Source organism: Roseburia sp. AM23-20 (assembly GCF_003470905.1).
GTDB lineage: Bacteria > Bacillota > Clostridia > Lachnospirales > Lachnospiraceae > Roseburia > Roseburia rectibacter.
In genome coordinates this window covers 355462-380909 of record NZ_QRHS01000001.1, presented here as the reverse complement: position 1 = coordinate 380909, position 25448 = coordinate 355462, and the positions used below count along the sequence as shown (strand labels likewise).

Annotated in this window: 21 protein-coding genes; 18 read left to right on the top strand and 3 right to left on the bottom strand. The window is 42.1% G+C overall.

All coding sequences use genetic code 11. The features are described 5' to 3' along the window. Window positions 1-40 precede the first annotated feature (40 nt). Genes DW650_RS01735 through DW650_RS01710 form a run of 6 tightly spaced genes read left to right on the top strand, consistent with a single transcriptional unit; the run spans window position 41 to window position 9432 of the window. Entirely contained in the window at window positions 41-754 is a 714-nt protein-coding gene (locus DW650_RS01735; protein WP_243006828.1) for an isoprenyl transferase, read from the top strand. Between the two features lie 30 nt (window positions 755-784). Further along, window positions 785-1591, top strand: a complete 807-nt coding sequence (locus DW650_RS01730; RefSeq protein WP_118208918.1) for a phosphatidate cytidylyltransferase — start codon at window positions 785-787, stop codon at window positions 1589-1591. Between the two features lie 15 nt (window positions 1592-1606). After that, window positions 1607-2752 carry a 1-deoxy-D-xylulose-5-phosphate reductoisomerase gene (locus DW650_RS01725; protein WP_118208917.1) on the top strand — a complete coding sequence of 382 codons (1146 nt, stop codon included), beginning with the start codon at window positions 1607-1609 and terminating at the stop codon, window positions 2750-2752. A gap of 28 nt (window positions 2753-2780) precedes the next feature. Beyond that, window positions 2781-3812 (top strand): RIP metalloprotease RseP, encoded by a 1032-nt coding sequence (rseP, locus tag DW650_RS01720; RefSeq protein ID WP_118208916.1) that lies wholly within the window; start codon window positions 2781-2783, stop codon window positions 3810-3812. 13 nt (window positions 3813-3825) lie between these two features. After that, window positions 3826-4875: a flavodoxin-dependent (E)-4-hydroxy-3-methylbut-2-enyl-diphosphate synthase gene (ispG, locus tag DW650_RS01715; RefSeq protein ID WP_118209035.1), complete on the top strand. Its 1050-nt coding sequence runs from the start codon at window positions 3826-3828 to the stop codon at window positions 4873-4875. 21 nt (window positions 4876-4896) lie between these two features. Beyond that, window positions 4897-9432 carry a PolC-type DNA polymerase III gene (locus tag DW650_RS01710; RefSeq protein WP_118208915.1) on the top strand — a complete coding sequence of 1512 codons (4536 nt, stop codon included), beginning with the start codon at window positions 4897-4899 and terminating at the stop codon, window positions 9430-9432. Window positions 9433-9537: 105 nt separating this feature from the next. Here the strand turns inward: DW650_RS01710 and DW650_RS01705 are convergent, their stop codons facing one another. Next, entirely contained in the window at window positions 9538-10566 is a 1029-nt protein-coding gene (locus tag DW650_RS01705) for a DUF5050 domain-containing protein (RefSeq protein WP_118208914.1), read from the bottom strand. Between the two features lie 191 nt (window positions 10567-10757). Between DW650_RS01705 and pheA the strand changes: the two genes are divergently transcribed. Genes pheA through DW650_RS01680 form a run of 5 tightly spaced genes read left to right on the top strand, consistent with a single transcriptional unit; the run spans window position 10758 to window position 17809 of the window. Next, the gene (gene pheA / locus DW650_RS01700) at window positions 10758-11888 is read left to right on the top strand and encodes a prephenate dehydratase (protein ID WP_118208913.1); all 1131 of its coding nucleotides are present in this window, start codon (window positions 10758-10760) and stop codon (window positions 11886-11888) included. Window positions 11889-11938: 50 nt separating this feature from the next. Beyond that, window positions 11939-13234: an ATP-binding protein gene (locus DW650_RS01695; protein ID WP_117920946.1), complete on the top strand. Its 1296-nt coding sequence runs from the start codon at window positions 11939-11941 to the stop codon at window positions 13232-13234. A 22-nt stretch (window positions 13235-13256) separates the two neighbouring features. Next, window positions 13257-14789, top strand: coding sequence for a Ppx/GppA phosphatase family protein (locus DW650_RS01690; RefSeq protein WP_118208912.1), 1533 nt, complete (start codon window positions 13257-13259; stop codon window positions 14787-14789). Window positions 14790-14804: 15 nt separating this feature from the next. After that, entirely contained in the window at window positions 14805-16943 is a 2139-nt protein-coding gene (locus tag DW650_RS01685) for an RNA degradosome polyphosphate kinase (RefSeq protein WP_199654175.1), read from the top strand. A 53-nt stretch (window positions 16944-16996) separates the two neighbouring features. After that, a complete protein-coding gene (locus DW650_RS01680; protein WP_117920943.1) occupies window positions 16997-17809 on the top strand; it encodes a Cof-type HAD-IIB family hydrolase in 813 nt (270 codons plus the stop codon). 41 nt (window positions 17810-17850) lie between these two features. Here DW650_RS01680 and DW650_RS01675 read toward each other — a convergent pair whose 3' ends face one another. Continuing rightward, window positions 17851-18720 carry a PHP domain-containing protein gene (locus DW650_RS01675; protein ID WP_117920942.1) on the bottom strand — a complete coding sequence of 290 codons (870 nt, stop codon included), beginning with the start codon at window positions 18718-18720 and terminating at the stop codon, window positions 17851-17853. A gap of 227 nt (window positions 18721-18947) precedes the next feature. On the opposite strand from DW650_RS01675, the gene DW650_RS01670 reads away from it, so the two are divergent. The 6 genes from DW650_RS01670 (at window position 18948) to DW650_RS01645 (ending at window position 23321) form a co-directional block, all read left to right on the top strand. After that, window positions 18948-19391, top strand: coding sequence for a chemotaxis protein CheW (locus tag DW650_RS01670; RefSeq protein WP_015560470.1), 444 nt, complete (start codon window positions 18948-18950; stop codon window positions 19389-19391). Window positions 19392-19432: 41 nt separating this feature from the next. Continuing rightward, window positions 19433-21133, top strand: a complete 1701-nt coding sequence (locus DW650_RS01665; RefSeq protein ID WP_118208910.1) for a methyl-accepting chemotaxis protein — start codon at window positions 19433-19435, stop codon at window positions 21131-21133. A gap of 263 nt (window positions 21134-21396) precedes the next feature. Next, complete coding sequence (gene infC / locus DW650_RS01660) at window positions 21397-21894, top strand: translation initiation factor IF-3 (RefSeq protein WP_118208909.1); 498 nt, start codon at window positions 21397-21399, stop codon at window positions 21892-21894. 19 nt (window positions 21895-21913) lie between these two features. Beyond that, a complete protein-coding gene (rpmI, locus tag DW650_RS01655) occupies window positions 21914-22111 on the top strand; it encodes a 50S ribosomal protein L35 (RefSeq protein ID WP_006858928.1) in 198 nt (65 codons plus the stop codon). A 25-nt stretch (window positions 22112-22136) separates the two neighbouring features. Continuing rightward, window positions 22137-22493: a 50S ribosomal protein L20 gene (gene rplT / locus DW650_RS01650; RefSeq protein ID WP_006858929.1), complete on the top strand. Its 357-nt coding sequence runs from the start codon at window positions 22137-22139 to the stop codon at window positions 22491-22493. 90 nt (window positions 22494-22583) lie between these two features. Next, the gene (locus DW650_RS01645) at window positions 22584-23321 is read left to right on the top strand and encodes a PHP-associated domain-containing protein (protein WP_117920939.1); all 738 of its coding nucleotides are present in this window, start codon (window positions 22584-22586) and stop codon (window positions 23319-23321) included. Window positions 23322-23363: 42 nt separating this feature from the next. Here DW650_RS01645 and DW650_RS01640 read toward each other — a convergent pair whose 3' ends face one another. After that, entirely contained in the window at window positions 23364-24203 is an 840-nt protein-coding gene (locus DW650_RS01640; protein ID WP_117920938.1) for an AraC family transcriptional regulator, read from the bottom strand. Between the two features lie 201 nt (window positions 24204-24404). Here DW650_RS01640 and galE point away from each other — a divergent pair, with 201 nt between their 5' ends. Next, complete coding sequence (galE, locus tag DW650_RS01635) at window positions 24405-25421, top strand: UDP-glucose 4-epimerase GalE (protein ID WP_117920937.1); 1017 nt, start codon at window positions 24405-24407, stop codon at window positions 25419-25421. The last annotated feature ends 27 nt before the right edge of the window (window positions 25422-25448 follow it).

The following is a 25448-nucleotide window of genomic DNA, read 5'->3' as shown; positions in this document are numbered from 1 at the left end:
ATGATTTTTCATGAAAAGTAGGCAGGAACGGAGGATCAAAATGAAAATTCCACAGCATGTAGCAATTATCCTTGACGGAAACGGAAGATGGGCGAAAAGTAAGGGAATGCCAAGAAATTATGGACATACAGTCGGAGCAAAAAATGTGGAAACAGTCTGCAAAGCAGCACATGATATGGGAATCAGATATCTGACCCTGTATGCTTTCTCAACAGAAAACTGGAACAGACCTGAGGGAGAAGTGGCAGCGCTCATGAAGCTTCTCGAAAGTTATCTGAAGAACTGTATCAAAACAGCAGACAAAAATAATATGCGTGTGCGTGTGATCGGAGATACCACACGTTTAAGTGACCGGTTCCAGGCACAGATTACAGAACTGGAAGCAGCTTCTGCGAATAATGATGGCCTGAATTTACAGATTGCTATTAATTATGGAAGCAGGGATGAAATGATCCGTGCAATGAAAAAACTTTATCAGGATATGGAGAATGGAACAAGGCAGATATCAGAATTAAATGAGGATGTGTTTGCGTCATATCTGGATACAGCAGGGATTCCGGACCCGGATCTTCTGATCCGGACAAGTGGAGAACAGCGCCTTTCAAATTATCTGTTGTGGCAGCTTGCGTACAGCGAATTTTATTTCACGGATGTACCATGGCCGGATTTTGGAAAAGAGGAATTAGAAAAAGCTGTAGAAGCGTATAATAAGAGAGACAGAAGATTTGGTGGATTGACAGAGGAATCCAAATAAACTGAAAGAGGAAAGGGCAGGTTTTCGTATATGTTTAAAACAAGACTGTTGAGCGGCATTGTGTTAGTTGCAGCCGCATTGGTGCTTATTATCACAGGGGGAGATGTATTACTCTTTTCGACATTACTCATTTCGTATATCGGGATGTTCGAATTGTACAGGATTTTTCATGTGGAAAAAGAATTACCGGGAATCGTGGGCTATCTTGCAGCAACTGTATTTTACTGTAATTTAAAATGGGATTTTCTGCCGGATATTATGGTAGTTGTTTTAGGTTTTCTGATGGCACTTATGTTTGTTTATGTCTTTACCTATCCGAAATATAAGACAGAGCAGATGCTGGCTGTATTTTTTGGAGTGTTTTATGTTGCTGTGATGCTTTCTTATGTATACCAGACAAGGATGCTTAACGCAGGCGCTTATATTGTCTGGCTGATCTTTTTGTGTTCGTGGGGATGCGATACCTGTGCGTACTGTGTAGGCATGCTGATCGGAAAACATAAGATGTCTCCAAAATTAAGTCCGAAAAAGTCTGTTGAGGGAGCAATTGGCGGAGTAGTTGGAGCTGCACTTTTAACTGTCATTTATGGCATGATCTTTAAAAATGCGATGGGTGTTACCATGCAGCATGTGTGGATCATGGCGGCGATCAGTGCGGTTGGAGCGCTGATTTCCATGGTGGGTGATCTGACTGCCTCTGCAATCAAAAGAAACTATGAGATCAAGGATTACGGAAAGCTGATCCCGGGTCATGGCGGTATCTTAGACCGCTTTGACAGTGTGATCTTTACTGCACCGATGATTTATTTCCTTGCAGCAAATTTTATTGTATTGTAAACAGAGGATACGGATATGAAAAAAATAGCAATCTTAGGTTCGACGGGGTCGATAGGTACGCAGACACTTGATATCGTAAGAGAACAGAAGGATATTGAGGTTGTTGCGCTTGCAGCAGGAAATAATATTACATTGTTAGAGCAGCAGGTCAGGGAGTTCTCTCCAAAACTGGTATGTGTGTTCAAGGAAGAAGCTGCAGAAGCACTGAAGATTAAAATAGCAGACACAGATACGAAAGTGGTTTCAGGGATGGAGGGACTGATCGATGTGGCAGTTCATCCGGAGAGTGAGATTTTAGTTACTGCGATCGTTGGCATGATGGGAATCCGGCCGACAGTTGCTGCAATTAAGGCAGGTAAAAAAATTGCCCTTGCAAATAAAGAAACACTGGTAACGGCAGGGCATATTATTATTCCATTAGCAAAAGAATATCATGTGCCCATCCTTCCGGTGGACAGCGAACACAGTGCAATTTTCCAGTCGCTGCAGGGAAATGCGGGCAATCGTATTGAAAAGATACTGCTGACAGCATCCGGTGGACCATTCCGTGGAAAAAGTACGGCTGATCTTGCAGGGATGAAAGTGGAAGATGCCCTAAAGCATCCGAACTGGTCAATGGGAAGAAAGATAACAATAGATTCATCCACACTTGTCAATAAAGGACTTGAAGTTATGGAGGCAAAGTGGCTTTTTGGGGTGGAATTAGATCAGATTGAAGTGGTCGTTCATCCACAGAGTGTGATCCATTCTGCTGTGCAGTATGAGGACGGGGCAGTGATCGCACAGCTTGGAACACCGGATATGCGTCTGCCGATCCAGTATGCACTTTATTATCCAGAGCGCAGAAAAATGTCAGGTAAAAGACTTGATCTTTTTGAACTGGGAAGCCTGACGTTTGAGAGACCGGATACAAAGACATTTAAAGGTCTGGCATTAGCTTACGATGCAATGAGAAAGGGCGGCAGCCAGCCAACGGTATTTAATGCAGCAAATGAGCGGGCGGTGGCAATGTTTTTAAATCGGAAGATCAGTTATCCGCAGATTACGGAAATCATTGAGGACTGCATGGAATATGTGGCTTATAAAAATGATCCGAGTCTGGATGAGGTATTAGAAACAGAACAGGCAGTATATGAGTATATTGAACAGAAATGGGTATAAATGCAGAATGGAAAGGTATTAGAAACGGATGAAAATTATTATTGCATTATTGATCTTTAGTATCATTATTATATTTCATGAACTGGGGCATTTTTCACTCGCAAAGGCAAATGGAATCCGTGTCAATGAATTTTGTCTTGGACTCGGACCGACGATCTTTGGTGTGACGAAGGGGGAAACAAAATATTCCCTGAAACTGCTTCCGTTTGGCGGTGCCTGTATGATGGAGGGCGAGGACGGTGAAAGCAGCGATGACAGAGCGTTTGGGAAAAAGTCTGTATGGGCAAGGATCAGCGTGGTCGCTGCCGGACCGGTCTTTAATTTTATCATGGCATTCTTTTTTTCATTCATCCTTCTTTCATGCAACGGATATGATATTCCTAAGATAACGCAGGTCAGTGAGGGATTTGCAGCAGAGCAGGCAGGAATGCAGGCGGGGGATGTCATTGTAAAGATGAACGGAAAACATATTCATTTTTACAGAGAGGTCAGTTCCTACTCAATGTTTCATGCCGGTGAGACTGTCAAAGTAACTTATGAGCGTGATGGGAAAAGATATACGGCAGATCTGACACCGTTATTTGATGAAGAACTTGGCAGATACCGTTATGGTTTTGTCGGAGGAGAAGTGGAAAAAGGAAATATTTTTAAGAATTTCTTATACAGCGGTTATGAAGTAAAATACTGGATCGATACAACTCTTGGAAGTTTGAAAATGCTTGTCACGGGTGGTGTTACCTTAAATGATATGAGCGGTCCGGTAGGTCTGGTCGATGCGATCGGTGACAGTTATGAGGAGAGTGTTTCCTATGGTTATTATGCGGCATTTTTACAGATGCTCTATATTTCCATTTTAATTTCCGCAAACCTTGGTGTCATGAATCTGCTGCCACTTCCGGCACTGGACGGTGGAAGACTTGTATTTCTGATCGTTGAAGCGATCCGGGGCAAAAAGGTGGATCCGGATAAAGAGGGCATGGTGCATTTTGTAGGGCTTATGCTATTGATGCTTTTGATGGTAGTCGTAATGTTTAACGATATCCGAAAAATTTTCATGTAGAGGTGAAATGACAGTGAAAACAAAAACAGTAAAAATCGGTTCTAAGGTGATCGGAGGCGGCAATCCGATCCTGATCCAGTCAATGACAAATACAAAGACAGAGGATGTTGCAGCGACAGTGGCACAGATCAATAAACTTGCTGCTGCAGGCTGTGATATCATAAGATGCGCAGTACCTACCATGGAAGCTGCAGAAGCACTGACAGAGATAAAAAAACAGGTAACGATCCCGGTTGTGGCTGATATTCATTTTGATTACCGTCTGGCGATCGCAGCGATCGAGCATGGTGCGGATAAGATCCGTATCAATCCGGGAAATATCGGAAGCAGGGAGCGTGTGCAGGCAGTCGTAGATGCAGCAAGAGAGCGCCAGATCCCGATCCGTGTCGGTGTTAACAGTGGTTCCCTAGAGAAAGATCTTGTAGAAAAATATCACGGTGTGACCGCCGAGGGAATCGTGGAGAGTGCATTAGATAAAGCAAAAATGATCGAGGATATGGGATATGATAACCTTGTCATCAGTATCAAATCCTCAGATGTTATGATGTGTGTGAAAGCACATGAACTGATCGCGGAGAAAACGGATCATCCACTGCATGTCGGAATCACAGAAGCAGGAACAATCATCAGCGGCAATATCAAATCCTCAATCGGACTTGGTCTGATCTTATCTCAGGGAATCGGAGACACAATCCGCGTGTCATTGACCGGAGATCCATTAGAAGAGATCAAATCTGCGAAGCTGATCTTAAAGACACTTGGACTGAGAAAGGGCGGCATTGAGGTTGTTTCCTGTCCTACCTGTGGAAGAACCAGAATTGACCTGATCGGACTTGCCAACCAGGTCGAGAACATGGTTGCAGATATTCCGCTTGATATCAAAGTTGCGGTTATGGGCTGCGTGGTCAATGGACCAGGAGAAGCAAAAGAAGCGGATATCGGAATTGCCGGAGGAATCGGAGAAGGGCTTATCATCAAACACGGGGAAGTTTACAAGAAAGTACCGGAATCTGAACTGTTAGAGAGCCTCAGGTTTGAACTGCTGCACTGGAATGAGAATTAAGTAAGTTGGAGTTGAAACAACATGACAAAAATGTTTTTTGATGTATTTCCGACACTGGAAGTGAACGGGGATATGAAAAAACTGTTATCGGAGACGGAAGTTACCAAAGTCGGTATGAATCATGAGAAAGATCATATCCGGATCTACTTAAATGGAAAACGTCTCATACATAAAAAGAATATATATCAGTTGGAAAAAAACATACATGACCAGATCTTTAAAAACAGACACATGGATGTCAAGGTCATTGAAAAATATCAGTTGTCAGAGCAGTATACAGCGGAGAAACTGATGGATCTGTATAAGGACAGTATCTTAGAGGAGCTGAAAAATTACAGTCTGATGGAGTATAATCTGCTGCGTTCCGCTAAAATGGAGTTTACAGGGGATTCACATCTGCTTTTAACTTTAGAGAATACGATCATTGCGCAGACCAGATCACATGAGATCGTTGAATTTTTAGAGAAAGTGGTCTGTGAGCGCTGTGGACTTGATCTTTCCGTGGAACTTGCTTTTGAGGAACCGAAAGAGAGTAAACATAAGAAAAACAGTGACTTACAGATACAGTTTGAAATAAAAAATATTTTAAAACGCGTACAGCTTCATGCGGATGATACACCGGTAAAAGTGGAATCACAGGATGACAGAGATGTGCAGACTGCGAATATGACGACAAAAACTGCCACAAAGGAATCAAATAATGCAAAAGAATCTGCAAACGCAGGAAATAATGCAAAATTTGCAGCGAATACAGCAAAAATGGCAGACGAAAAAGGGGAAAAATCTTTCGGGAAAAAAGAATTTCGAAAGAAATATGATGGTGGTTCCTATGGCGGATACAAAAAATCAGATAATCCGGATGTTTTATATGGAAAAGATTTTGATGATGAGACGATCCCGATCGAGAAGATCGTCGGAGAAATGGGAGAGGTTACGATACGCTGTCAGGTCATGACACTTGAGACGAGAGAAATCCGCAATGAAAAAACAATCGTGATTATGTCGGTAACCGATTTTACGGATTCGATCGTCTTAAAAATTTTTACCAGAAATGACCAGCTTCCGGAGCTGCTTGAGGGTGTGAAAAAAGGTGCATTTTTAAAGATTAAAGGTGTTACGACAATCGATAAATTCGATAGTGAACTTACGATAGGTTCGATTGTCGGAATCAAAAAGATACCGGATTTTACGTCTGTCCGTATGGATACAAGCCCGGAAAAACGTGTGGAACTGCATTGCCATACAAAGATGAGCGATATGGATGGTGTTTCCGAGGTAAAAGATATCGTAAAACGTGCCGTGAAATGGGGACATAAAGCAATCGCTATCACTGATCATGGGGATGTACAGGCGTTCCCGGATGCAAACCATGCGATCTCGCCGGATGATGACTTTAAGGTTATCTATGGTGTGGAGGCATATCTGGTGGATGATTTAAAAGATATCATTACCAACTCGAAAAACCAGAATCTCGATGATACTTATGTGGTATTTGATCTTGAGACGACCGGATTTTCTCCTGAAAAAAATAAGATCATAGAGATCGGTGCGGTAAAAGTGGAGCATGGGGAGATCACAGACCGGTTCTCCACTTTTGTAAACCCGGAAGTGCCAATCCCATACAGGATTGAGGAACTGACCTCCATCCGTGATGATATGGTAATTGATGCACCAAAGATCGAGACAATCCTGCCGCAGTTTATGGAGTTCTGCGGGGATGCGATCATGGTCGCCCATAATGCTGATTTTGATATGAGTTTTATCATCAAAAACTGTGAGAGGCAGGGGATTGAGAAAGATTTTACGATCATTGACACGGTTGCCTTAGCACGAATCCTGATGCCGCAGCTAAACCGGTTCAAACTTGATACAGTGGCAAAAGCACTTGGAGTCTCTTTAGAGAACCACCACCGTGCAGTGGATGATGCAGGATGTACGGCAGAGATTTTTGTAAAGTTTGTAAAGATGCTTCATGACCGGGGGATGGAGACTTTAGATGAAGTTAACCAGATGGGACAGGCTTCACCGGAGACGATCATGAAGATGAATACATATCATGCGATCATCCTTGCGACAAACGATATCGGACGTATCAATCTGTACCGTTTGGTCTCATTGTCACATCTGACTTACTATAACAAAAGACCGCGTATTCCGAAAAGCGAATTTGTAAAATACCGTGAAGGTCTGCTGTTAGGTTCTGCTTGTGAAGCGGGGGAGCTTTACCGTGCGATCGTAGGTGGAAGACCGGAAGAAGAGATCATAAGACTTGTAAAGTTTTATGATTATCTGGAGATCCAGCCACTTGGCAACAATGAATTTATGCTAAAAAGCGATAAGGAATCGGTCAGTACGATCGAGGAGCTGCAGGATATCAACCGTCGTATCGTAAAACTTGGAGAAACATTCGGAAAACTTGTTGTTGCAACCTGTGATGTACACTTCCTTGATCCGGAAGATGAGATTTACCGTCGTATCATTATGGCGGGAAAAGGATTTAAGGATGCAGATGACCAGGCTCCGCTTTATCTTCGGACAACAGAGGAAATGCTCAAAGAATTTGAGTATCTGGGCTCTTCAAAAGCGGAAGAAGTTGTTATCACAAACCCGAACAAGATTGCGGATATGTGCGAGAAAATTGCACCGGTACGTCCGGATAAATGTCCACCTGTGATTGAAAATTCGGATCAGATGCTGCGTGATATCTGCTATACCAAGGCACACAGTATGTATGGGGAAGAACTTCCACCAATCGTAAAGGAGCGGTTAGACCGTGAGTTAAACTCCATCATTTCCAACGGATATGCGGTTATGTATATCATTGCACAGAAACTGGTATGGAAATCAAATGAGGATGGATATCTGGTTGGATCACGTGGTTCCGTAGGTTCATCCTTTGCGGCAACAATGTCCGGTATCACGGAAGTAAATCCACTTCAGGCACATTACCGCTGCCCTAACTGTAAATACAGCGACTTTGATTCGCCGGAGGTTAAGGCATTTTCCGGCAGAAGCGGTTGCGATATGCCGGATAAGATCTGTCCGGTCTGTGGTGAAAAATTAGTGAAAGACGGATTTGATATTCCATTCGAAACTTTCCTTGGATTTAAGGGAAATAAGGAGCCGGATATCGACTTAAACTTCTCCGGTGAGTATCAGAGTAAGGCACATGCGTACTGTGAGGTTATCTTCGGTTACGGTCAGACATTCCGCGCCGGTACGATCGGTACACTTGCAGATAAGACGGCATTTGGTTATATTAAGAATTATTATGAAGAACGTGGTATTCATAAGAGAAACTGTGAGATCGACCGTATTGTACAGGGATGTGTCGGCGTAAGAAGAACAACCGGACAGCATCCGGGTGGTATCGTCGTACTTCCGGTGGGAGAGGAGATCAACACTTTTACTCCGGTACAGCACCCGGCAAACGATATGACAACTGCGACAGTCACTACGCATTTCGACTACCATTCGATTGACCACAACCTGTTAAAACTTGATATATTAGGACACGATGATCCGACCATGATCCGTATGCTTCAGGACTTAACGGGAATCGATCCGGTTACGATCCCTCTGGATGATGAAGCAGTCATGTCTTTATTTAAGAATACATCAGCACTCGGTGTCACACCGGAGGAGATCGGAGGTATTCCGCTTGGATGCCTTGGTATCCCGGAGTTTGGCACAGAGTTCGCCATGCAGATGGTTATCGATGCGAAGCCGCAGGAATTTTCGGATCTGATCCGTATTTCCGGTCTGTCACACGGTACCGATGTATGGCTTGGCAATGCACAGACATTGATCGAGCAGGGACTGGCGACGATTTCTACTGCCATCTGTACGCGTGATGATATCATGATCTACCTGATCCAGATGGGACTTGACAGTGAGCAGTCCTTTACGATCATGGAGTCTGTACGAAAGGGAAAGGGACTTAAGGAAGAATGGAAGACGGAGATGCGTGCACATGATGTGCCGGAGTGGTACATTGATTCCTGTTTAAAGATCAAATACATGTTCCCGAAAGCGCATGCGGCAGCTTACGTTATGATGGCATGGCGTATTGCATACTGCAAAGTATATTATCCGCTTGCCTACTATGCAGCCTATTTTTCCATCCGTGCGACCGGATTCAACTATGAGATCATGTGTCAGGGAAGAGAGCGCCTTACCTATTTTCAGAAAGATTATGAGCGCAGAAAAGACTCACTTTCCAAGAAAGAGCAGGATGTTTACCGTGATATGAAGATCGTGCAGGAAATGTATGCAAGAGGCTTTGATTTTATACCGATTGATATTTACCGGGCAAAACCGGATCGTTTCCAGATCATTGACGGAAAACTGATGCCTGCATTAAATACCATCGATGGTATGGGAGACAATGCTGCGATCGCGGTGGCAGAAGCAGCAAAGGATGGGAAATTCTTATCCAGGGATGATTTCAGACAGAGAACAAAAGCAACGAAGACGGTCATTGACCTGATGGGAGATTTAGGACTGCTTGGCGATATGCCGGAATCGAACCAGCTTTCACTGTTTGATTTCACGTAGAAAAAAGATAAAAAGGTATGAAAAAACACAGAAGACTAACAAAAAGTCCCTGTGTTTTTTTGATAAAACCATTGCTGGCTGTATATCTGTATATCCGCTGCAGGATCACTTGTCGGAAGAACCTGTTCCTGGATTGAAAACTTCGACGTCAGAAGGATCAGCGATCGGTGTTTTGTACATGACACCCGATGCAAAATCCCTGAAATAGATATCCGTTTCTGTGGCATTGATATTGGTATAGTTGCCCTCTGTGATCACGGTGTAATCACTGCCGTCCGTTTTCATACGGCAGAGAGCAGGCGCGCTTGTACTGTTGCGCTGGAAATAAATATAGTCACCGGTGATGTTATAGCAGTCAATGCGGTCATCGCTTAGAGTGACAGGCGCCCCCCCGGAAAGATCTGTGCGGGTAAGTGTATAATTCTGTTCGTTGTCCAGAAAAAAGAGTGTATCACCAATTACAGCCGGCATATAATAATTTCCTTTAAGTACAAGTTCTGCCGTATCAGTAACTGTATCAAAACGCCAGATGCTATGTTCGTTCGATACACCATTATAATAGATATACTGTCCAACTGTCGAGCAGGGACGGTATGGTGTTTTATCTACCTGCTTCATGCCGGTGCCATCAATGCCTACTTCATAAAAAGTTGTAAAATCCTTATCATCATAATGCAGATAATAAACTTTATTTCCGACTAAAGAGGCATAAAGACTCGCGGAAGAATCAAGGAGAATGCTCTTTTTATGCTTGCTGCGGTCAAGCCGGCAGAGACTGTCTGTGTTGATCGTCAAAAATGAAAATGGTTCTGTAAAAACCGGATTGTTGCGCACATAGTAAATATAATTGTCATCCGTATTGATAAAGGTGGCAACATCATCAGAAATCTTTGTAAGGTCTGAACCATCACTGTTCATAGAATAGAGTTTACTGCCGTCAGAAGGATTGGCAAAATAAATCGTACCATCAGCTGCCGTGCAGAAGATGCCGGCATTATAAAGATTGCCAGCCGTGTTGCCGTTTATGTAATCGTCATTGAATTTTGTCTCGTTTGATTTGTGGTGGTAGACACCAAAACCGACACCGGCGGCGAGTACGAGGATAACTAAGAGAATCGTGATAACTTTTTTCATAAGGCCTCCATTCTGAGAGCATTTTATGCTGACGTGACAATGTGTTTGATTTGCTTCTCATCTGTGTTTATTATAGCATTTTCAGATCACGAATACTATATTTTTCCTATGGAATATCACTTTTTCTGCCCTTGATATTAGCACGTTAATGTAATATATTAGAAGTAATACAAATAACAAAGGTGGAATCCATGAAAGACTTAAAAGAATTAAGAGACCAGATCGATGTCATTGACAGACAGATCGTAGATTTATATCAGGAGAGAATGGAGATTGCAGCAGGTGTTGCAGAATATAAGATCAATACCGGGAAAAAGGTATTTGACAAAGAACGCGAAGATTCAAAACTTGCAACTCTGACAGCACTTGGCAAAACAGATTTTAATAAACATGGGATACGTGAACTGTTTGAGCAGATCATGTCGATGAGCAGAAAACGTCAGTATCAGCTTTTAACCGCACACGGCATGTATGAAAAACCAGATTTTACAGAAGTGGAAAGTTTGGATTATCACAATGCGCGTATTGTATTTCAGGGGACAGAGGGAGCGTACAGCCAGCTTGCCTTAAAAGAATACTTTGGAGAGCAGACAGACAGTTATCACGTGGAGACCTGGCGCGATGCCATGGAGGCGATCAAAAACGGAGAAGCTGATTATGCAGTTTTACCGATTGAAAATTCCTCGGCGGGTATCGTATCTGAAAATTATGACCTGATGGTAGAATATGATAATTGTATCGTAGGGGAGCAGATCATACAGATCAATCATGCACTGCTTGGACTGCCGGAAGCAGAACTTTCTGATATCACAGACGTCTATTCTCACCCACAGGCACTGATGCAGTGCGGCAGATATCTTGAAAGCCATAGAGAGTGGGAAAAACACAGTCTGAAAAATACAGCAATGGCTGCCAAGAAAGTAAAAGAAGACGGCAAAAAACATAAAGCAGCGATTGCAAGCAGCCTGACGGCAGATATCTATGGACTGAAGGTACTCGATGAATGTATCCAGAATAACAAGATGAACGCAACACGCTTTATCATTGTATCCGGTAAACGTGTATTTACTTCAAAAGCGGAAAAGATCAGTATCTGTTTTGAAGGTATGCACGAGAGTGGATCTCTTTACCATATGTTATCCCATTTTATTTACAACGGCATCAATATGAACCATATCGAATCAAGACCGGTTCAGGGGAAAAACTGGGAATATCGTTTCTTTGTTGACTTTGAAGGAAATTTAAATGATGCAGCAGTACAGAATGCATTAAGGGGACTCGCAGAGGAAACATTGGGATTAAAGATCCTTGGAAATTATTAGAACGAAAGAAATGTGTGAAAAACTTTTCATACAGAGAAATGGAGAAAGACATGAAAAGCACAAAAAATCTGATTTTATATAAAAATTTTGAAAATGGAAAATTATTCTATAACATGGCATGGATCATGGAGAATTATGAGAATGAATATTACAACAGAGAGGATATCGAAGCTCTGTTATATGAGTGCTTTAACCAGTTATCAGAACTTGCTGTAAGCCATGGATTTAAAGGAAACCTCTGGCATAATTTTATTGCATTTATTCTGGTCAATAATGAAAATGCATACAGCTGTGGATGTGAGATCAGGGGTGGCATGGAAGGTTCTGTTAATCAGATCGCACTTCATGATTTTAAGATCATGAAAGATTTATTTGATTTTGATTTTACCGGGCTGGCAAAAGATTATGAGATCGACTGTATGGATGCATTACTGCATTATGAAAGTGCAAGTGACAGCGGAAAATTATTTAATAAGAGGATTCGTGACCGCATCTGTGAACTGACGGAAAAATTAGAACAGGCGGCTGACGCAAACGATTTTAAGGATGCCGTTACGGAGTTTTATGGTGAATTTGGTGTTGGAAAGTTAGGACTGCATAAAGCATTCCGTGTGTTACATAAAGAAGAAGGTGCACAGATCGTACCGATCACAAATATTGCACATGTAAGATTAGACGATCTGGTCGGATATGAGATCGCAAAACAGAAACTGATCGACAATACGGAGAGTTTTGTCCGTGGAAAAGAGGCAAACAACTGCCTGCTTTATGGAGATGCAGGAACCGGAAAATCAACCAGTATCAAGGCAATCGCAAATCAGTATTACGACAGGGGACTGCGTCTGATCGAAGTGTACAAGCATCAGTTCTGCGATTTGAATGATGTGATCGCACAGATTAAAAACCGTAATTACAAATTTATTATTTATATGGATGATCTGTCATTTGAGGAATTTGAGATCGAATATAAATATCTGAAAGCAGTGATCGAAGGAGGACTTGAGAAGAAACCGGATAATGTTTTGATCTACGCAACTTCAAACAGACGTCATCTGATCCGTGAGACATTCTCTGATAAAGAGGAAGTAAGGGAGGATATGCATACTTCAGATACAGTACAGGAAAAGTTGTCCCTGTATGCAAGATTCGGTGTTTCTATTTATTTTGGTGCACCAAGCAAAAAAGAGTTCCAGAATATCGTAGTCTCACTTGCCAAAAAGAATGGCATTACCATGGAAGAAGAAACACTTCTTGCCGAGGCAAACAAATGGGAACTTGCCCATGGCGGACTGTCAGGAAGAACAGCACAGCAGTTTATTAATTATCTGCTTGGAAAACAGGAATAATTTGAAAGCAGGAGGATAAGATATGGCAATTCATACATTTGCAGCGATTTATATCGGTTCTTATGAGGTGAGCTTGAAAATTTTTGAAATCTCTGCCAGAAAAGGTATTCGCAAAATCGATTATATCAGAAGCCGGATCGAGCTTGGGCGGGATGCGTATTCGCGCGGCGTGATCGGGTATGAGCTGGTGGAAGCTCTCTGTGATACGTTAGAACAGTTTACAGGCATCATGAAAGAGTATCAGGTGGATGGGTATGAGGCATATGCAGCTGCAGCGCTCCGTGATGTGAGCAATGAATTGTTTATCTTAGACCAGATCCGTATCCGCACCGGACTTACGGTACATGTCTTAAGCAACTCTGAGCATCGTTTTATCAGTTATAAATCGGTTGCGATGCGCAGTGAGTTTGAAGAACTGATAAAAACAGGTGCAGCAGTAGTTGATGTCGGTGGCGGCGGTATGCAGATCACGATCTTTTCAAAGGGGAAAGTGATCACTACACAGCATCTTGGACTTGGAACCATGCGGATGCAGGAACAGCTTGCAAAAAAAAGCTGCAGTTTAGAGCAGTATGAGCTGCAGATCGAAGAACTGGTAGAAAAAGAACTAAACGTGTTTATGGCAATGTTCACAGAACAGGTAAAGGTAAAAAATCTGATCATCATCGGGGACTATATCATGGAAGTTGCCGGTAAAGTCACAGGGAAAAAACATGCAAATCTGATGGAAACCAATGATTTCCTGGCTTTTTTGGATGGACTTGACAAAAAGACTGTGGAGCAGATCTCAGAGGAATTGAATTTATCAAATGAAAATGATTCCCTGATCATTCCATATATGATCATTTTTAAATGTATGGCACGTAAAATGAAAGCGGAAAAAATCTGGGCACCGGGTGTCATTGTCAGTGATGGTATTGCATATGATTATGCACAGAAACATAAACTTTGTAAACCGGTTCATGATTTTGATGCAGATGTTATCTCAGCAGCGGGAAATCTGTCTGCACGTTATATGAGTTATTCGCCACACATTGATGCATTGACGCAGATGGCTACACTGATCTTTGACACAATGAAAAAAATTCACGGACTGGGAAAAAGGGAGAGACTTTTACTGCAGGTGGCTGCAATTTTACATGATTGTGGTAAATATATCAGTCTTGCGAACGGACCGGTCTGTTCTTATGATATTATCATGGAATCGGAAATTATAGGACTTACGCATATGGAACGTGAGATTGTTGCGTACACGGTTCTTTATAATACCTATCCGCTGCCTGCCTACGAAGAGTTTGAAAACGATATCAGTCATGAAAGCTACCTTGTCATTGCAAAACTTTCTGCTATATTACGTGTATCAAATGCTATGGATCGCAGCCATAAACAGAAATTCAAAAATGTGCGTGCAGCAGTAAAAGGAAAAGAACTGGTGATCACGATTGAGACGGATGATGATATTGCGCTGGAAAAGGCACTGTTTGATGCGAAGGTTTCTTACTTTGAAAACATATTCAGCATAAAACCAGTGATAAAGGAGAAACGTGTGTATTAAATGGAGGACACCACTATGGAAAAGGAAAAAGATTTTAAAAATCCACAGTATTACGAAAACAGAGAATTAAGCTGGTTGAAATTTGATAACCGTGTATTAAATGAAGCACGCGATAAGAGCATCCCACTCTTAGAGCGTCTGAAATTTGTCAGTATCACTTCATCGAACCTGGATGAATTTTATATGGTGCGTGTTGCTTCTTTGAAAGATATGGTACATGCTGATTATAAAAAAAGAGACATTGCAGGTATGACAGCGAAAGAGCAGCTTGCTGCCATCAATGAAAAAACAAGGGAAATGGTGGATCTGCAGTACACTACATATAACAGATCCCTGCTTCCACTGCTTAAAAAAGAACAGATCTACATCATTGATGCATTTGAGGATCTGACAGAGGAACAAAAAAGATTTGTAGACCGTTATTTTGAGGAGAATGTTTATCCGGTACTGACACCGATGGCAGTGGATGCATCACGTCCGTTTCCGCTCATCCGCAATAAGACATTAAACATTGCTGCATTGCTTTCAAAAAAGAATACAAAAAGTGAAAAGCAGGAACTGGATTTTGCGACAGTACAGGTTCCGGGAGTACTTCCAAGACTGGTACAGATCCCTTCGGAAGAAGAAAGTGTCAGGAGCTTTATCCTGTTAGAACAGATCATTGAAAAAAATATCGACAAACTGTTTTTAAATTATGAAGTACTCTGTGCGTACCCATACCGTATCATGCGAAATGCGGATCTGACAATTGATGAGGACGAGGCAGAGGATCTTTTAAAAGAGATCCAGAAACAGCTTAAGATGAGACAGTGGGGCGAAGTGATCCGTCTTGAAGTAGAGAGTGGAATCGATAAACGTCTGCTGCGGTTCTTAAAGGATGAACTGAAAGTGGCAGAGGAAGATATCTTCTGTATTCAGGGACCGATCGATCTTACTTTCCTTATGAAAATGTATGGACTTTCCGGTTGTGATCATTTGCGTTACAAGCCGTATACACCGCAGAAGAATCCAAAGATCGAGCCGGGAGAAAATCTGTTTGAACTGATTAGAAATGGAGATATTTTTTTACATCACCCATATCAGACCTTTGACCCTGTCGTTGACTTTATCCGACAGGCGGCATCTGATCCCGATGTTCTTGCGATTAAGCAGACTCTTTACCGTGTCAGTGGTAATTCACCGATTATTGCTTCTTTGGCACAGGCAGCGGAAAATGGCAAGCAGGTATCTGTTTTAGTAGAATTAAAAGCACGTTTTGATGAAGAAAATAATATTGTCTGGGCGAAAAAATTAGAACAGGCAGGCTGTCATGTAATTTATGGACTGGTTGGTTTAAAAACCCACAGTAAGATCGCACTGGTTGTCCGCAGGGAAGAGGATGGCATCCGCAGATATGTGCATCTTGGAACCGGTAACTATAACGATTCAACAGCAAAATTATATACGGACTGTGGAATCTTTACCTGCAATGAAGCGATTGGAGAAGATGCGACAGCGGTATTCAATATGCTTTCCGGTTATTCTGAACCACTTTCCTGGAATGAACTGTCACTTGCACCAATCTGGCTGCGTAATAAATTCATGAAGCTGATCGGCAGGGAGACGGCACATGCAAAAAAAGGAAGACCTGCCCGTATTGTTGCCAAGATGAATTCACTCTGCGATCCGGGAATCATAGCAGCGCTTTATGAGGCGTCGGCAGCAGGGGTAAAGATCCAGCTGATCGTGCGTGGTATCTGCTGTCTGAAAGTAGGCATCGAAGGCGTGAGTGAAAATATCGAAGTGCGTTCGATTGTTGGAAATTTCTTAGAGCACAGCAGAATTTTCTGGTTTGAGAATAACGGTGCGGATGAAGTTTATATGGGAAGTGCAGACTGGATGCCGCGTAACTTGGACCGTCGTGTTGAAATATTGTTCCCTGTTCTGGATGATGATGCAAAAGAATCTGCAAAACATATTCTTGAAGTTGAATTATCTGACAATACCAAGGCTCATATCTTGAAATCAGATGGAAATTATGAGAAAATAGATAAAAGAGGAAAAGTTTTAGTCAATTCACAGATGCAATTCTGTGAGGAAGCCGTTGCGGCGGTCCCGAAACAGGATCATGTATACCGGGAAAGGGTGTTTGTTCCGGCAGAGCCTGCAGAATAGCGGAAGTGGTGGAGTGTGAAATGGTTTTTCACATATAAGAAGGGGAGAGGTATATGAATCACAAAATTTTATGTGTGGATCTGGATGCAACATTACTGTGCGATGATAAAAGTATCTCACAGAAGAACCGTGATGCAATTCACAAAATGTTAGAGGCAGGACATTACATAGCACTTGCAACCGGAAGACCGGTTGAAACGGCAAGAGAAGTCGCAAGAAATCTGGGGTTAAATACACCTGGGTGTTATATGATCGCATTCAATGGTGCGGTGCTTTATGACTGTGCGGCAGACCGCGTATTGTTGCAGCGTTCACTTCCGATTGAGGTTGTGCAGGAGCTTTTTGATAAGGCAAAACGTGCCGGTTTATATGTGCAGACCTATAACAGTACGGATCTTATCACTACAAAACATACCAAAGAGCTGGATTATTATGTGAAACAGGCACATATTTCCTATAAGATATCACCGAATATTCTGGATGCTTTAGAGGAAGAACCACAGAAGGTTATGCTGATCTCGCTGGATCAGAGAGACAAGTTAGAACGTTTCCAGAAAAGGAATTTGAAATGGGAACAGGGAAAATGTAACAGTTTCTTCTCAAGCAGCCAGTATCTTGAATATAGTCCTAAGAATACAAGCAAGGCGACCGGTATTTTAGAACTGACAAAGATTTTAAACATGCCGATGGATACGACCATCGCAGTCGGAGATGAAGATAATGATGTTCCGATGATAAAAACTGCGTACGTAGGGGTTGCAGTGAAAAATGCCACCGAAAAAGCAAAAGCAGCAGCGGATTATGTCACGGTAAATGACAATAATCATGATGCCATTGCTGAGGTGATTGAAAAATTTGTACTATGATCCACCGAACCTGTTTCCCCGTAAAATATATGGGATATGGACTATTTTCCGGCATGTATTTTGATTGCTTCTAATACAGAATAAGGGATATAAAGCTGTCCGCGTCCGATGCCAAGTTTTATGGCAGGTTTGTTTTCCCCATGAAAATCTGAGCCGCCGCTGATGAGCAGATTATTTTCTTTTGCAATACGTTTGACAAGCTGTTCTTCTCCGGTGGTATAGGTAGAGTAGATGGCTTCAATGCCGTCAAGTCCTGCCGCCTTTAAGTCGTCGATCAGAAGTTGTAATTGTTCTACACCCAGATGATAAAGCAGCGGATGCGCAAGGATGGCGACACCACCGGTTCTTTTTATAAGTGAGACGGCTTCCATTGGAGATACTTTAAAACGTCCGACATAGCAGCGGCAGCCATCACCGATGTATTTGTCAAATGCTTCGGAAACGGATTTGATCCATCCGTGTTCATAAAGAAAACGTGCGATGTTTGCGCGTGTAATGACACTATCCGGATTTTCTGCCAGGAGGGCTTCCATAGTAATTGGAAATCCTTCTTTTTGCAGGGCAAGGATCATTTTTTCGTTCCGTTTATCACGGCAGTCACGGAAGTCTGCAGTCATTTTTAAGAGTTCCGGGTCATCCGGGTTAATGTAGAGACCGACGATGTGGATTTCCTTTTCCTGTTTTTTCCCCGGAAACGTGTAAGCAGTGGAAAGTTCAATGCCCGGGATCAGCTCAATACCGGCTTCCTTTGCAGCATCCATAGCTTTTTTGATACCGGTGGCAGTATCATGGTCCGTCAGAGCGATAGCGGAAAGACCGGCTTTTTTTGCTTCGGCGATCACCTCAGTGGGTGTAAATGTTCCATCTGATTCCGTGGAATGTACATGCAGGTCAACAATTCTATTATCCATAGTCTGTAAGTCCTTTCATATCTGTATTTTATAACAACAGAGCTGTTATGGTAGAGTAAAGTCTGTTATTATATGAAAACGGTTAAGCAATTTCATCGTAGCATGAATGGAATATATTTGTCAAAAAGTTAAAAAATATAAAAAAAATGGTTTACATATTTTACCAGAATGGTACAATAGTCGCAGGATGGTTTTTAGGCAAAAAATACAGCAAAGAAGGTGAAAAAATGCAATTACTGACGTTTATGCTCAATAATGTCCGTTTTGGAATACCGGTGGATGATGTCGAGTCGATTGAAACTAGAATGAGTGTGGTAGGTGTTCCAAATGCACCTGCGCATATCGAAGGAATCGTGAATCTGCATGGTGATATCGTTCCGATATGTAATCTTGCTGACTATTTCGGATATCCAAAACAGGATATAAAAAATGTTATTGTGGCAAGTATGAATGGCATGAAGATTGGTCTTGAAGTAGAGAGTGTCCGTGAGATCATTGATGTAAATGAAAAACAGGTGATTCCGATGCCGACGATCATGAATGCCAATCAGAGCTGCTTTAATGATGTGGCATCCTATGATAAGCAGCTTATCGTGATGTTTGAGGTTTCAAAGCTGATGCCACAGTCCGAGCAGCAGGGGATAAAGCAGCTTATCGATGACAATACCTGACAGACATAGTAAATAAAGCGCACAAACAGGAGGAAAAGGTTATGTATAAGAATCTAAAAATTCAGGAACGGCTGAAAAAATGCTTCACAGTCGTTGCACTGCTTGCATCCATTGCAGGTGTTATTGGAGCAATTATGATGCTTATTATAGCTACGCAGTATAAACATGCACTTACTAATTATGGTTTTTCGCAGGGTGATATCGGAAAGGCAATGATCGTTTTTGCAGATGCGAGATCAGCAGCGCGCGGTGTGATTGGTTACAATGATACTGATATGATCGCAACCATGAAACAGATACATGATGAAAAGAAACAGAAGTTTGATGATTACTGGGCTATAGTTGCGAACACCTGTGTGACAGGCACTGAGAAAGATCTCTATGAGCAGGTGAACACACTTGTTCAGCAGTACTGGGATGCAGAAGCCCAAGCGATGGAGATCGGCGCTTCCACGGACAATGAAGACAGCATCAAAGCCCAGCAAATGATGAACGATACCGTAGATCCATTGTATGAGCAGGTTTACAGCCTTACAGCTGACTTGCTGAATGTAAACGTAAACGAGGGAAACTCCCTTGAGGCAAAGCTTTCTGCCATGAGTATTATTTTCCTTATTGTGATTGTTGCAATGATTGTATTTGCATTTGCACAGGCAATGAGAATGGGAAGTTCCATTGCAAAGGGTATCGCAGTACCACTTGGTGAGTTGAGTGACAGATTTACAACATTTGCAAAAGGTAACCTTACCGATCCGTTCCCGGTAGTAGATACCCAGGATGAGGTTGCAGATATGATCAATACAGCGAATGAGATGAAAGAAACATTAAAGCTTGTTATTGCTGACTGTGGCAAACATCTTGCAGATATGGCAAGTGGTAACTTCGATATCAGAACAGACTGTCCGGAAGTATATCAGGGTGAATTTGAGAAGCTGCTTCTCGCTATGCGTGATATGAAGGATCAGATGATCGTAACATTACGTTCTATTGAAGATGCGTCCAGTCAGGTATCCGCAGGATCTACAAACCTTGCAGAGGCATCCCAGAGTCTTGCAGAGGGTGCTACTGAGCAGGCAGGTGCAGTAGAAGAGTTACAGGCTACGATCACAAGCATCACAGAAAATATTGAAAAATCTGCAGATCAGGCACATGAGTCCTATGTACAGGCAAAACAGTATGCAGACGAAGCTGACAACAGCCGTGTGCAGATGACAGCAATGGTAGATGCAATGACACGCATCAACGAGACATCCAAAAATATCGAGAATATCATTTCTGAGATTGAGGATATCGCATCCCAGACAAACCTGCTTTCCTTAAATGCTTCCATTGAGGCGGCAAGAGCAGGAGAGGCAGGAAGAGGATTTGCGGTTGTTGCTGACCAGATCCGTCAGTTAGCAGAGCAGAGTACAAAATCTGCAGTAGATACCAGAAAACTGATTGAAGGATCCTTAGAGGAGATCGCAGAAGGAAACAAGGCGGCAGACAAAGCTGCAGCATCCATTGAAACAGTTGTAGAAGGAATCGGCAAAATTGCCGAGTCTGCCAGAAATGTCAGACAGGTATCCAGAGATCAGGCAACTGCCATGGAACAGGCAGAGCAGGGTGTCAACCAGATTTCGGAGGTTGTTCAGGCAAACTCCGCAACCGCACAGGAGTCCTCTGCTACCAGCGAGGAGCTTTCTGCTCAGGCAGTATCCTTAGATGAACTGATTAGTAAATATGTTCTTCCACAGGAATAATTAATAAGAAAACACTTGACAGAGATATTTTGAAGTGGTATAGTTAAATAGTTGTTGAAAACAAAGTAGAGTATCCACTCTCACCGGAGCACCAGCATTCGTGTGACTCATGGTTTTATATTCAAGGCATCGGGAATATTCCTGTTGTTTGAAGTACCGCACCTTGCGAGTATTGAGTATTAAAAGTGGATAGTCTGCCTATCCACTTTTTTTGATGCAAGTAAAGAATAATATTTTGGAGGTGCAATACCATTAGCGAGTTAATGATTAATGAACAGATCAGAGACAGAGAAGTTCGTCTGATCGGAGAAAACGGAGAACAGCTTGGCATTATGTCAGCAAGAGAAGCAATGAAGCTGGCTGAGGAAGCAGAGCTTGATTTGGTCAAGATTGCTCCGACCGCAAAGCCGCCGGTATGTAAGATTATCGATTACGGTAAATATCGTTATGAGATGGCTAGAAAAGAGAAAGAAGCCAGAAAAAAACAGAAAGTGGTCGAGTTAAAAGAGATTCGTCTGTCACCGAATATTGATTCAAATGATTTGAACACCAAAATGAATGCTGTAAAAAAATTCTTGAGCAAAGGTGATAAAGTAAAGATTACTTTAAGATTCCGCGGACGTGAGATGGCACATATGAATGCCAGCAAACACATTCTGGATGATTTTGCTGAGAGTCTTGCAGAGGTTGCAGTAGTGGAAAAAGCACCAAAGGTTGAAGGCAGAAGCATCAGCATGGTGTTGGCAGAAAAAAAATCATAATTTTAAGGAGGAATATATCATGCCAAAAATGAAAACAAGCAGAGCAGCTGCAAAACGTTTCAAAGTAACAGGAACAGGAAAATTAAAGAGAAATAAAGCTTACAAGAGACATATCTTAACAAAGAAAACAACAAAGAATAAGAGAAATCTTAGAAAACCGGCTATCGTAGATGCTACAAACGTTAAGAATATGAAGAAGATTTTACCATACATGTAAGAAAGTTGTTAAGGAGGAATAGATCATGGCAAGAGTTAAAGGCGGTTTAGGCGCTAAAAAAAGACATAATAGAACATTAAAATTAGCAAAAGGTTACAGAGGAGCTCGTTCTAAACAGTACCGTGTTGCAAAACAGTCTGTTATGAGAGCCTTAACAAGTTCTTATGCAGGTAGAAAAGAAAGAAAGAGACAGTTCCGTCAGTTATGGATCGCTCGTATCAACGCAGCAGCAAGAATGAACGGAATCTCTTACAGCCAGATGATGCACGGCTTAAAAGTAGCTGGTGTTGATATCAACCGTAAAATGTTAGCAGAGATGGCTGTAAATGATGCAGCAGGATTTGCAGCATTAGCAGAAATTGCTAAGAAAGCAGTTGCTTAATTATAGGACAAGACTTAAGAGAACTTATTCCGGTGGGACAACCTGCCGGGGTAGGTTCTTTTTCTATGGAAGACAAAGTGGAGGTTTTTCATGCAGATAAACGGATATTTATATGACACCCATGTACACACGTCAGAGGGTAGTGCATGCGGACAGAATACAGGAGCAGAGATGGCGGGAGCGTATCAGAAAGCGGGATATGCCGGCATCGTTGTAACAGACCATTTCTTCTATGGAAATACGGCAGCAGACCGGAGTCTTCCGTGGAAAGACTGGGTGGAACAATTCTGCAAGGGATATGAACATGCAAAAGAAGAAGGCGATAAGATTGGATTGCAGGTATTCTTTGGATGGGAGTCAGGATATCAGGGAACAGAATTTTTAATATATGGGTTAAGTAAGGAATGGCTGTTAGAACATCCCGAGATCAAGGATGCAGATGTAAAAGAGCAATATGAACTGGTGCATGCCGGTGGAGGCATTGTCAGTCAGGCTCATCCGTTCCGTGAGGAGGACTATATTCCGGAAATCCGTCTTTTCCCGGACTGTGTGGATGCGGTAGAGGGAATCAATGCCACACATGAGAGTCCGGCAAGCACGGCGCATAAAAACATTTTATATAATGAGAAAGCCATTGCCTATGCAAGAAAACATGAACTTCCTATTACGGCAGGCTCTGACCAGCACACCACAAAGATGATTGGTGGTGGTATGCTGTTTGACAGAAGACTTGCTGATGAAAAAGATTTTTGTAAGGCGGTGCTTGCGGGAGAAGCAAAAGCATACTGGAATGGCAGTGAGTTCTATGCGAAAACCAGTGATATGTAAAAACGATATTGAAAAAGGAAATCATGTATGTTAAATGCGGTATTATGACTGGGGAGTACGCGAATGTGCCCGGTATTCTTTTGGGGACATTTGCTTTTGCTTGTGAAATGTTTTGGAAAAATATAAGCTGTTGTCAAAACCAAGTGAGTTCGCAATTGCAGTGATGGACAGATTGGAGTGTTCTAAAAGATAACACGCCTGTTTCATGCGAAAATCCGTCAGATATTCCTTTGGTGACTGACCGAGCACTGACTCAAAAGAGCGGAACAGGTGGCTGCGGCTGACCCCGACATAGTCTGCAATATCTTCCACGGTAATTGCATAAGAATAATTGGAAGAGATATATTCGATGCCTTTTTGCACATAACTGTTGGCAGAAATTTGTTCTGTTGTGTGGGAGGCGTCGTGTAAAAACATGGCGAGCATTGTATAGAGCCGTCCGGTCATTTCCACGGCATGCTGAAATTCGTTGCCTCTTGCATCATATATATGAAGTATCTGCCGGTGAATGTCATCTCCGTGAGGTGTAGAGCGGATAATCGGTTTTTCAGGCGAAAAATCAGTTGCTTTTAAGATCATGGAAGCGTCACTGCCTGTAAAACCTACCCATGCATATTCCCACGGATCCGCTTCGGCAGCGTAATAAACAACCTCTGTGTTTGGATAGACTAAAAATGAGTCTCCCGCCTGTAATTCATAAGTGCGTTTTCCGATCTTATAGAATCCCTTTCCTGAAATAATATAGTGGATCAGATAATGATCCCGGATTCCCGGCCCCCACTGATACAGGGAATCGCATCGTTGAAATCCTACATTGTACACAGAAAGAGAAACCAGTTCCTTTTCCGTTACTTTGTAGGAATTTTTATATTTTTCATACATAGAAATCCTCCATTATTTACTGGTAATTAACTGCCAGTGTATTTTATAAATATAAGTATACTGGCTGCCATACTAATATGCAACATTTTTACATATTATTTGTACATTTTTGGCTATACATTTTCATAAGAATGGGGTAAGATGTACCCATAACGTTGAAGGTAAATAAAAAGACTTGTTATGGAAAGGTGGAAGAAAACTATGGCAATTTTAGTTACCGGCGGTGCCGGATTTATTGGAAGTCACACATGTGTAGAATTATTAAATGCAGGTTATGAGGTTGTTGTTCTTGACAATCTGGTAAATGCATCTGAGAAATCATTAGAGCGTGTAAAAGCAATCACAGGAAAAGATGTAACTTTCTATAAAGGAGATATTTTAGACCGTGAGATCTTAAATGAGATCTTTAAGAAAGAGAAAATTGACAGCTGCATTCATTTTGCAGGATTAAAGGCTGTTGGTGAGTCTGTACAGAAACCTTGGGAATATTACAACAACAATATTTCAGGAACATTAACTCTGGTAGATGTAATGCGCCAGCATAACTGCAAGAACATTATTTTCTCATCTTCAGCAACGGTATATGGTGATCCGGCTGAAATCCCGATCACAGAGAACTGCCCGAAAGGTCAGTGTACCAATCCTTATGGCTGGACAAAATCCATGTTAGAGCAGGTACTGATGGATATCCAGAAAGCTGATCCGGAGTGGAATGTTATTTTACTTCGTTACTTTAACCCGATCGGTGCCCATAAGAGCGGAACAATGGGAGAAAACCCGAATGGTATCCCGAACAATCTGATGCCGTATATCACACAGGTGGCAGTTGGAAAATTAAAAGAACTTGGTGTATTTGGCAATGATTATGATACACCGGATGGAACTGGTGTCAGAGATTATATTCATGTCGTTGATCTTGCACTTGGTCATGTAAAGGCATTGAAGAAGATTGATGAGAACTGTGGTCTTGCAATCTATAACCTTGGAACTGGTCATGGTTACAGCGTACTTGATATTGTGAAAAACTTCGAAGCTGCAACCGGCGTAAAGATTCCATACGCAATCAAACCAAGACGTGCAGGAGATATCGCAACATGCTATTGTGATCCTTCAAAAGCGGAGCGTGAGCTTGGCTGGAAGGCACAGTATGGTATCAAGGAAATGTGTGAAGATTCCTGGAGATGGCAGAAGAATAATCCGAATGGATATGACGAATAATCTGTAAGACAGACTATATAACAGAAG

What these genes read in the sequence shown, in the direction of transcription:
- DW650_RS01735 (WP_243006828.1), top strand. Translation starts at nt 41, where the DNA reads ATGAAAATTCCACAGCATGTAGCAATTATCCTTGACGGAAACGGAAGA.
- DW650_RS01730 (WP_118208918.1), top strand. Translation starts at nt 785, where the DNA reads ATGTTTAAAACAAGACTGTTGAGCGGCATTGTGTTAGTTGCAGCCGCA.
- DW650_RS01725 (WP_118208917.1), top strand. Translation starts at nt 1,607, where the DNA reads ATGAAAAAAATAGCAATCTTAGGTTCGACGGGGTCGATAGGTACGCAG.
- rseP (WP_118208916.1), top strand. Translation starts at nt 2,781, where the DNA reads ATGAAAATTATTATTGCATTATTGATCTTTAGTATCATTATTATATTT.
- DW650_RS01710 (WP_118208915.1), top strand. Translation starts at nt 4,897, where the DNA reads ATGACAAAAATGTTTTTTGATGTATTTCCGACACTGGAAGTGAACGGG.
- DW650_RS01705 (WP_118208914.1), bottom strand. Translation starts at nt 10,566, where the DNA reads ATGAAAAAAGTTATCACGATTCTCTTAGTTATCCTCGTACTCGCCGCC.
- pheA (WP_118208913.1), top strand. Translation starts at nt 10,758, where the DNA reads ATGAAAGACTTAAAAGAATTAAGAGACCAGATCGATGTCATTGACAGA.
- DW650_RS01695 (WP_117920946.1), top strand. Translation starts at nt 11,939, where the DNA reads ATGAAAAGCACAAAAAATCTGATTTTATATAAAAATTTTGAAAATGGA.
- DW650_RS01690 (WP_118208912.1), top strand. Translation starts at nt 13,257, where the DNA reads ATGGCAATTCATACATTTGCAGCGATTTATATCGGTTCTTATGAGGTG.
- DW650_RS01685 (WP_199654175.1), top strand. Translation starts at nt 14,805, where the DNA reads ATGGAAAAGGAAAAAGATTTTAAAAATCCACAGTATTACGAAAACAGA.
- DW650_RS01680 (WP_117920943.1), top strand. Translation starts at nt 16,997, where the DNA reads ATGAATCACAAAATTTTATGTGTGGATCTGGATGCAACATTACTGTGC.
- DW650_RS01675 (WP_117920942.1), bottom strand. Translation starts at nt 18,720, where the DNA reads ATGGATAATAGAATTGTTGACCTGCATGTACATTCCACGGAATCAGAT.
- DW650_RS01670 (WP_015560470.1), top strand. Translation starts at nt 18,948, where the DNA reads ATGCAATTACTGACGTTTATGCTCAATAATGTCCGTTTTGGAATACCG.
- DW650_RS01665 (WP_118208910.1), top strand. Translation starts at nt 19,433, where the DNA reads ATGTATAAGAATCTAAAAATTCAGGAACGGCTGAAAAAATGCTTCACA.
- infC (WP_118208909.1), top strand. Translation starts at nt 21,397, where the DNA reads ATGATTAATGAACAGATCAGAGACAGAGAAGTTCGTCTGATCGGAGAA.
- rpmI (WP_006858928.1), top strand. Translation starts at nt 21,914, where the DNA reads ATGCCAAAAATGAAAACAAGCAGAGCAGCTGCAAAACGTTTCAAAGTA.
- rplT (WP_006858929.1), top strand. Translation starts at nt 22,137, where the DNA reads ATGGCAAGAGTTAAAGGCGGTTTAGGCGCTAAAAAAAGACATAATAGA.
- DW650_RS01645 (WP_117920939.1), top strand. Translation starts at nt 22,584, where the DNA reads ATGCAGATAAACGGATATTTATATGACACCCATGTACACACGTCAGAG.
- DW650_RS01640 (WP_117920938.1), bottom strand. Translation starts at nt 24,203, where the DNA reads ATGTATGAAAAATATAAAAATTCCTACAAAGTAACGGAAAAGGAACTG.
- galE (WP_117920937.1), top strand. Translation starts at nt 24,405, where the DNA reads ATGGCAATTTTAGTTACCGGCGGTGCCGGATTTATTGGAAGTCACACA.